This window comes from Nitrososphaera sp. (assembly GCF_037447015.1).
Classification (GTDB): domain Archaea; phylum Thermoproteota; class Nitrososphaeria; order Nitrososphaerales; family Nitrososphaeraceae; genus Nitrososphaera.
Window position 1 is genome coordinate 1 of record NZ_JBBIHK010000059.1, and the last position, 8,304, is coordinate 8,304.

General features: G+C 58.9%; 8 protein-coding genes and 1 pseudogene. 6 read left to right on the forward strand and 3 right to left on the reverse strand.

Annotated features, from left to right (window positions below):
* Both WKI84_RS12530 and WKI84_RS12535 read left to right on the forward strand, forming a co-directional pair.
* Positions 1 to 1,581 (forward strand): class I tRNA ligase family protein (locus WKI84_RS12530; protein WP_337863898.1); only part of this gene is annotated, 1,581 nt, incomplete at its 5' end.
* On the forward strand, positions 1,578 to 2,696 hold the full coding sequence (locus WKI84_RS12535; RefSeq protein ID WP_337863899.1) for a zinc-binding dehydrogenase: 1,119 nt from the start codon (positions 1,578 to 1,580) through the stop codon (positions 2,694 to 2,696). The genes WKI84_RS12530 and WKI84_RS12535, both read left to right, overlap by 4 nt.
* Here WKI84_RS12535 and WKI84_RS12540 read toward each other — a convergent pair.
* Positions 2,693 to 3,067 (reverse strand): DUF6659 family protein, encoded by a 375-nt coding sequence (locus tag WKI84_RS12540; protein ID WP_337863900.1) that lies wholly within the window; start codon positions 3,065 to 3,067, stop codon positions 2,693 to 2,695. The two genes, WKI84_RS12535 and WKI84_RS12540, sit on opposite strands and share 4 nt — an antisense overlap.
* A gap of 97 nt (positions 3,068 to 3,164) precedes the next feature.
* Between WKI84_RS12540 and WKI84_RS12545 the strand changes: the two genes are divergently transcribed.
* The 3 genes from WKI84_RS12545 to WKI84_RS12555 are packed head-to-tail and all read left to right on the forward strand — an operon-like array spanning position 3,165 to position 6,029.
* Positions 3,165 to 4,085 (forward strand): dihydropteroate synthase, encoded by a 921-nt coding sequence (locus tag WKI84_RS12545; protein ID WP_337863901.1) that lies wholly within the window; start codon positions 3,165 to 3,167, stop codon positions 4,083 to 4,085.
* Positions 4,086 to 4,117: 32 nt separating this feature from the next.
* Positions 4,118 to 5,554 (forward strand): IMP dehydrogenase, encoded by a 1,437-nt coding sequence (guaB, locus tag WKI84_RS12550; protein WP_337863902.1) that lies wholly within the window; start codon positions 4,118 to 4,120, stop codon positions 5,552 to 5,554.
* Between the two features lie 49 nt (positions 5,555 to 5,603).
* The gene (locus WKI84_RS12555) at positions 5,604 to 6,029 is read left to right on the forward strand and encodes an emp24/gp25L/p24 family protein (protein ID WP_337863903.1); all 426 of its coding nucleotides are present in this window, start codon (positions 5,604 to 5,606) and stop codon (positions 6,027 to 6,029) included.
* 41 nt (positions 6,030 to 6,070) lie between these two features.
* Here WKI84_RS12555 and pheA read toward each other — a convergent pair whose 3' ends face one another.
* Both pheA and WKI84_RS12565 read right to left on the reverse strand, forming a co-directional pair.
* Positions 6,071 to 6,985, reverse strand: coding sequence for a prephenate dehydratase (pheA, locus tag WKI84_RS12560; protein WP_337863904.1), 915 nt, complete (start codon positions 6,983 to 6,985; stop codon positions 6,071 to 6,073).
* Positions 6,986 to 7,591: an exosome complex RNA-binding protein Csl4 gene (locus WKI84_RS12565; RefSeq protein ID WP_337863905.1), complete on the reverse strand. Its 606-nt coding sequence runs from the start codon at positions 7,589 to 7,591 to the stop codon at positions 6,986 to 6,988.
* Between the two features lie 157 nt (positions 7,592 to 7,748).
* Here WKI84_RS12565 and WKI84_RS12570 point away from each other — a divergent pair.
* Positions 7,749 to 8,304 (forward strand): annotated as a pseudogene (locus WKI84_RS12570) (AAA family ATPase); the annotation flags it as partial.

Consider the following 8,304-nt stretch of genomic DNA (forward strand, 5'->3'; position numbering starts at 1 on the left):
GGCGCGGTGATGGTGTGCAGCTACGGCGACCAGAACGACGTGCAGGTGTTCCGCGAGCTTGGCCTGAAGGAGGTAGTGGCGCTCAACGAAAACGGCATAACGACAGAGGCGGCAGGCCCGTACGCCGGCCTGCGGGTCAACCAGGCCCGGGCAAAGATCATAGAGGACTTGAAGGCGGCCGGCCTGGTGGAAAAGGAGGAGGACATACAGCACCGCACGCCCCTGTGCGAGCGCAGCAAGACGCCCATAGAGATAATCCCGCTCCACGACTATTATGTAAAGCAATTGGAGTTCGTGCCGGAGCTGCGCCAGCTTGCCATGAAGCTGAACTTCCACCCCGAGATGCACAGGCAGATCCTGCTCAACTGGCTCGACTCGGTGGCAATAGACTGGCCCGTGTCGCGCAGGCGGTTTTACGGCACCGAGATCCCGATATGGTACTGCAACTCCTGCAAGACTCCTCTGCTGCCAGAGCCGGGCAGGTACTACAGGCCGTGGAAGGAAAAGCCGCCGTTTGAGAAATGCGAGAAATGCGGCGGGTGCGAGTTCACGGGCGAGGAAAGGACGTTTGACACGTGGATGGACTCGAGCATCAGCCCCCTTTATGTGACAAAATACAAAAGAGACGAAAAGCTGTTCAAGTACGCTTACCCCACTGCCATCCGGCCGCAGGCCAAGGACATCATACGCACCTGGCTCCACTACACGATGCTCCGGTGCGTGCAGCTGACCGGCGAGATGCCCTGGTCAGACGCGTGGATAATGGGATACGGCGTCGACGAAAAGGGCGAAAAGATGAGCAAGAGCAAGGGCAACGTCATCGACCCCTTCCCGGTGATACAGCAGCACGGCGCAGACACCTTCAGGTTCTGGTCTGCAAGCGAGGCAAACCTCGGTTACGACTTCAGGTGCTCCGAGCAGAAAATAGCCGGCGCACAGAAGTTCCTGAGCAAGCTCTGGAACGTGGGCAGGTTCCTGTCCTCGTTTGACATCGTCAAAGAAGAGCCGGCAAGCCTGGAGCCGTCTGACAGGTGGATACTTGGCGAGCTTGACAGGCTGGTCGCAGAGTGCAGGAAAGGGTACGAGGAATACAACTTTTTCGTGCCGGCAAGCGCAGTCCGCGACTTTACGTGGAACCTCTTTGCAGCACACTATCTGGAGATGGTAAAGGCGCGGGCGTACGAGTCTGACCGGCCTGGCCACCAGTCCGCGCTGTACACGCTGCACAAATGCTTTTCCACGGTGCTCCTGCTCCTTGCGCCCATCACGCCCTTTATCTCGGAAGAGCTGTGGAAGCTGTATTCCCGTTCTTCCGGCGAGAGCGTGCACCGCCAGGCGATGCCCGTGCCCTCGAAGAAGAGCGGCGGCAAGGATGACGAAGAAGAAATGACGAAATTCACAAAGGCGATAACCGACTTTAACTCGCTTGTCTGGAACAAAAAGAAAGAGACAGTCTCAAAGGAGACGGGCAGGCCGCTTTCGCTCAAGGACCCAATTGATATCGCGGTGCCCGACGAGCTCCGGCCCTTTGCGGCCGACCTTGTCGCCATGCACAACCTGACCCGGCCGGCAGAGAAATGACGATGACGACGATGACGACGATGACGATGAAGGCAGTACCGTTCTACCAGCACGGGCCTGCAAGCGTGCTGCAGTACCAGGATTTTGCAGAGCCTGTTCCAAAGGCCGACTCTGTGATAATAGACGTGGAATACTGCGGCGTGAACCACCTCGACATCTGGACGCGCATGGGCATAGCCGGCAAAAAGATCCGGCTGCCCCACATCTGCGGCTGCGACATCGTGGGCACGGTAAGGAGCACCGGCAGCAGCAATAAAAAGGCGGGGCTTGAAAAGGGCGAGCGCGTGATGGTTTATCCCGGGGTAAGCTGCGGCAGGTGCGCCCGCTGCAGGGCGGGGGAGGAAAACAAGTGCAGCCAGTTTGCGATAATCGGGGGAATGAGCGACCATGACGGCGGGTACGCAGAGCGGGTGGCCGTCCCTGCCGCCAACGTCATAAGGCTGGGAAAAAGCAAAATAATTGACAGCAAGGCTGCCGCCACGCTTGCGGTCTCGTACCTGACTGCGTGGAACATGCTGCTGCAGCAGCAGGCCGGCCCTGCAGAAAAAAGAAGAAGAAGAAAGAAGTCGCTGCTGGTCTACGGCGCCGGGTCGGGGGTGGGCATGGCTACCATCCAGCTGGCAAAGGCGATGGGCACGTTTTCGACGATAATCACGACTGCCGCCGGCAGCGACAAATCCGCGTTTGGCAAAAAGCTGGGCGCGCACCACGTTATCAACAGGTCCGAGACGCCGGACATTGCCGGCGAGGTGGCCCGGATAACGGGCGGCGAAGGGGTCGACCTTGTAATAGACCACGTGGGGGCGGCCACCTGGCAGACGAGCATTTCTTCTCTAAAGATAGGGGGCAGGATGGCCGTCTGCGGCATGACCTCTGGCAACGAGGCCGTGGTGCCAGTCCGCACGTTCTACAGCAAGCAGCTGACGATGGCCGGCGCGCTGATGGGCTCGAAAAAGCAGCTGATAGAGCTGGTCAGGTTCGTGCAGGCAAAGCGGATCAAGCCCGTCATAGACTCTGTCCTGCCTCTTGCGCAGGCGCGGCAGGCGCACGAGCGGATGGAGCAGGGGCTGCACGCCGGCAAGATCCTGCTCGACTGCAGGACGACGCGCTACTAGCTGCTGTTGTTGTTTTTGCCCAGAAGATCCAGCGTGTCCTCTGCGATGTCCATGGCGGTGTGCGAGTCCAGGTTGGGCTCCAGCGTCAGCACCAGCGTGTTGCTGTCCATGAAAAACGTCAGTATGGAGATCTTGTCCCGCTCGACGTAGGCAAAGCGCGCCTTGCCCATCGTCTGGTCAAAGCGCTCCCTCATCGACTTGCGGAGCGCCGTCTGGGCCAGGTACAGCTCGTCGTTTGCCTGGTTGGTTATCGAGTCGGTCCCCTTGCGCATGCCGCCTGCAACCACCGTCCCAATGTCGTCAATGACTGCTACATACCTTATGTCGTCGTTGAGCGCAAACACCCTGTCGCACAGCTTGGCAAAATCCATGTGATATGATCAAGGAGGTTGCGGGGGCCCTTTTATTGAATTTTTGTTTAGCAAATAATAAGGACCGCGCCTGATTATAGCGTGCAGGTACCTCTGCTTGGCGTCATCATCAACATCATCATCAACGACAACGACAATATCTATCGGCCGGGCCGCAATAGGCCGCGGCCACGAAGTAAAGGTGATGGGCATCATAAACGTCAGCCCCGAGTCGTTCTTCAAGGGCTCTGTCCTGACGTCGGCGCAGGAGGTAGCCAGAGCCGCGGCAGAGATGCAGGCCGCCGGCGCTCACATCATCGACATCGGCGCCATGTCGACTGCGCCCTACCTTGACACGGTCATCCCCGTTGAAAAAGAGGTAGAGCGCCTGCGGGTCGCCATCAGGGCTGCAAAGGAGGGCTGCGACCTCCCGATCTCAGCCGACACGCCGAGGGCAGAGGCTGCAAGGGCGGCAGCGGAGGAGGGGGCGGACGCGATAAACGACGTGACAGGACTGAAATACGACGCCAGGATGGCGCCGGCAGCCGCAGCCGCCGGCCTGCCTGTCATTGCAGGGGCATACTATCATCATGACAGCACCGCGCCGGCCGCCGGAGGCGTCACGGCCACGGTGGCCGCGCTGCAAGAGAGCATCGCTATCGCAAAAAAGGCCGGCATAAAGAGGGGAGTGGTCGTCGACCCGTCGATAGGCTTTTTCAGGAAGGAGGGCAAGGGCCCCTTTTTCACAAGGACGCCCGATAGCGACCGCACGCCCTGGTACGAGCGCGACCTCGAAGTGCTGTCAAACATCGACAGGCTTGTACGCCTTGGGCCCGTCTGCGTCTCTGCCTCGAGAAAGTCGTTCATAGGCCACCTGCTGAACCTTGCATCTCCTGAAGACCGCTTGGTGCCCTCGATAGCGTGCGAGATAGTCGCGGCGATAAACGGCGCCTCCATAATAAGGACGCACAGCGTGCGCGAGACGGTGCAGGCGCTCACCATGCTGCAGCTGCTGTCGAGGTCTGGCAAACGCTTATAATCCTACAGGCGGTGTAAGCAGCAAGGGATTAGTTGGACTTTAGAGAAGGTCTGACGTTTGACGACGTGCTTCTCGTCCCGAAAAGGTCGCCTATAGTTTCACGCTCTCAGACCGATCTGCGGACGAGGCTTTCACGCAATATCAGCCTGAACATTCCGCTGATAAGCGCCAACATGGACACGGTCACCGAGTCGCAGATGGCGATAGCCCTTGCGCGGGAGGGCGGCATCGGCATAATCCACCGCTTCATGACCATCGAAGACCAGGTGGACCAGGTCTTGAGGGTAAAGAGGTCCGAGTCTGTTGTTATCGAGCAGCCCTACACGGTCAAGCCCGAGATGACGGTGGCAGACCTGTACAAGCTCATGGCCGAGTACGGCGTGTCGGGGCTCCTGGTGGAAGGGGACGGGGGCAGGCTTGCCGGCATCATCACCAGGCGCGACATCACGTTTGAAAAGAACCTCAAGCGCAGGGTCGCCGACCTTATGACCAGAGAGGTGATAACAGCGAGGGCTGGCACGACGATAGAGCAGGCAAAAGAAATCCTGCACAAGCACCGCATCGAAAAGCTGCCGCTTGTGGACACCAGGGGCAGGATAGCCGGCCTGATAACCAGCAAGGACATTTTAAAGATGGACCAGTACCCGCACGCTGCCAAGGACAAGAAGGGCAGGCTGCTTGTAGGCGGCGCCGTCGGCGTGAAAGGCGACTATCTGGAGCGCACCGAGGCGCTGCTTGAGGCCGGCGCCGATACCATCGTGGTCGACATCGCGCACGGGCACAGCGACAACGCCATCAACACGGTCAGGATGATCAAAAAAGCGTTCCCCGGCTGCGACCTGATAGCAGGCAACGTGGCGACAGGCGAGGGCGCGCGCGACCTGATAAGGGCGGGCGTGGACGCAGTCAAGGTGGGAGTGGGCTCTGGCTCTATTTGCATAACGCGCGTCGTGACCGGCTCGGGCGTGCCGCAGCTGACCGCCGTCATAGATGCAGTCAGGGCCGCAAGGGAGTACGACATTCCTGTGATTTCTGACGGCGGCATCAGGACGTCCGGCGACCTGACAAAGGCGCTGGCTGCCGGCGCGTCGTCTGCCATGATAGGAAGCATGTTCGGGGGCACAGACGAGAGCCCGGGCAAGACGCTGGTAAAGAATGGCAAGAAATTCAAGATGTACAGGGGAATGGCGTCGTACATGGCCTCCCTGGGACGCAAGTACCGCGAGGAGGGCGAAAAGGTGGTCGAAGAGGACGACCCCAACGAGTACGTGCCGGAGGGCGTCGAGGCGATGGTCCCGTACAAGGGGAGCGTCGTCGAGATAGTGAGGCAGCTTGTCGGCGGCCTGCGCTCCGGGCTGTCGTACTGCGGCGCCAAGACCATTCCAGAGATGCAAAAGAACGCCGAGTTTGTCCGGATAACCGGTGCCGGCTTTATAGAGAGCCAGCCGCACGACGTGGACGTGATGTAGAGTCTCAAAAGAGAGAAGAGCTGCGTTGGCCGGCAAGACCTTTTTTGCAATGCTCGCTGCAGGAGCCGCGTTCATAGCCATAGGCATAGCGGCCAGCGTGTATTCCGGCGTCTCGGTCGACGTCCCCCTTGACGGCACGCTTGCGCCGGGGCTCACAGACGAGCTGTCGCCGGAAATGAACGTGGGCGACACCGCGGCGCTGCAGGTGCGCGGCTCTGTCTTTAACGTTGAAATTAAAGACCCTGACGGCCAGCTTTTGACCTCGCAGGCAAACCAGACCCAGTACAGCTACGACCTTACAGCTGCCAAGGCCGGCGAGTACCGGTTCATAATAACCAACACGGGGAGCGAGCAGGTGACGATAACAGGCCACGCCAAGACCAAGGCCAGCCCGCTGGGCTTTTCCGGCCCGCTGCTGCTCGTGGTGACCGGCATCATCGTGGTTGGGCTGAGCCTGCGCTTCCGAAACCGCTAGCTTTTTCTCTCTTTCTTTCTCTCTCTTTTTACGTTTTGACGTTACTGCGGGTTAAACTCGGCCCTGCTGTACGAGCCGACCACCTTCAGGTAAGACGTCCTGTCCTTTATCGCGGCGAGCACCTTTTCCATCTCGCCGCCTTCGTCGCCCTCAAAGTCCACGTAAAAGTTGTACTCCCAGGGCGTTTCCTTTGTCGGCCTCGACTCTATCTTGGTCAGGTTCAGCCGGCGGATTGCAAACTCGCCCAGTATGCCAAAGAGGGCACCCGGCACGTGCTTGACCGAAAATATTATCGACATCTTTTTGCCGGCGCCTTTCTTTTTCCCGCCTCTCGCGCCTTTTCCTCTGGCCGCCCTCTTCTTATTCTTCTTTCCTTGCAGAGAGGCAGGAGATGGCAATGCCATGACCAGAAAGCGCGTATAGTTGTTCTTCCTGTCCTCTATTCCTTCGTCCAGTATGTCCATGCCGTACAGCTCGGCCGCGCGCCTGCTTGCTATCGCCGCGGCGTCTGCCAGCTTTTGCTCCTTTATCATCTTGGCCGAGCCGGCAGTGTCGTATGCGGGCATGGCTTCGAGCTTTTTCCTTTGCAGATACTGCCTGCACTGCCCAAGCGCCTGCGGGTGCGAGTGCACAACCCTGATGTCACCCATCTTTACCCCCGGGTTGGCTATCAGGCAGTGCCTGACCCGCTGGTACACCTCGCCTACGGCTGACAGTTTTGTGGCAAGCAGCAGATCGTAGACCTCGCCGACGCTGCCCTCTATCGAGTTCTCGACTGGAATGACTGCAAAATCCGCCTTTTTGCTTTCGACTGCCTCAAACACGTCTGCAAAGGTCTTGTACGGGACGAGCTTTGCGCCGGGAAAGTGCTGCAGGGCGGCCATCTCGCCGTAGGCCCCGCGCTCCCCCTGGAACGCGACCTTCTTTGTGCCCATCCTGTCCCCCCACTCGCTCACTCACTGGCCTGCCCTTTGGATGTTCCTGACAGCCTCTTTGCCATAGTCGTGGGTCAGCTTGCGCAGCTCCCACGCCCCGCACTCGACGCACTTGACCGTGTCGTTGACCCTCACCGTGTCGCCGCCGCACATGAAGCAGAGCGTGTATACCACGCCAAACTCTTTCTCGGCAATAGTCATGTGGACAGTCGAGTTGAGCAGGCTCACGACGCGCCCCCTGATGATGTCGCCGGTCCGAAACACGGGGCGCTCTCGTCTGTCCCTCCCGCCTCCTCCTCCGCCGCCCCCGACCCTCATCGAAGCGATGGCGGAAAAGCCCGCCTTTGACCTGACCCCGTTTATGTACAGCACCTTGACCGATATCATGCTGGCAAAGATCATCTCGACGTACCCTACCAGCACGTCGCCCACCTTTGGCAGCATCGGCGAGTTCTTTTGCTCTACCTTTATCACGCGCCTCTTGAGATCGTAAACCCTTGTCCCCACCGCGGCCGACCTCACCACGCCGTCTGCCGTGAGGTACGTGTTCTTGCCGCCCTCAAACTCTTCAATCGAGGCAAGCTGCTCGCCCGGCAATGCTGGCTTGTTTTCTTGCTTTATGTCCAATTCGACCTAGCTTGTACCGGGCAAGTTATAACTCTTTATGGAGGAGAAACATGCAAATTTTTTATAATTATGGCTCCAAAACCTGCGTGTTTCTTATAGACCCAGCGGGGCGAAAGATAATAAAGGTATAAAGACAAGGAAAACGCAAGGTGTCAATGTGAGCCAGAATACTCTATCCCTAAAGGTTCTTGAAGCATACACCAGGGACGTAGGCAGGGGGGTGGCCAGGATCGACTATGACTCTATGGACTCTCTGGGCGCGTCAACTGGCGATGTTATCGAGATAAGGGGCAAGCGCAGGACGGTTGCCAAGTGTTTACCGCTTTACCCGTCTGACGAAGGCAAGGGCATAATCCGCGTGGACGGCCTCGTGAGGAACAACGCCGGGATCGCCATCGGCGATACCGTGACCGTGAAAAAGATCAAGGCAGTGCCGGCCGAGAAAGTTATCGTGGCGCCGCTTGAAGCCATCCCTCCAATCGACGAGCGCTACCTTGCAGACGCGCTTGAAAGCGTGCCACTCATCAAGGGCGACAACGTGATGGTGCCCTATTTCGGCGGCAGGCTGACCTTCCAGGTCATCGGAGTTACGCCGGCCGCTGACGCGGTGCTGGTCACTCAAAAGACGATATTCCACATCGCCGAGAAGGGCGAGACGATGAGGGGCGTCCCGCAGGTCACCTACGAGGACATTGGCGGCCTGAAGGAGGAGA

Coding starts and splice junctions, on each gene's coding strand:
- WKI84_RS12540 (WP_337863900.1), bottom strand. CDS start 3,067: ATGGATTTTGCCAAGCTGTGCGACAGGGTGTTTGCGCTCAACGACGAC.
- WKI84_RS12535 (WP_337863899.1), top strand. CDS start 1,578: ATGACGATGACGACGATGACGACGATGACGATGAAGGCAGTACCGTTC.
- WKI84_RS12555 (WP_337863903.1), top strand. CDS start 5,604: ATGCTCGCTGCAGGAGCCGCGTTCATAGCCATAGGCATAGCGGCCAGC.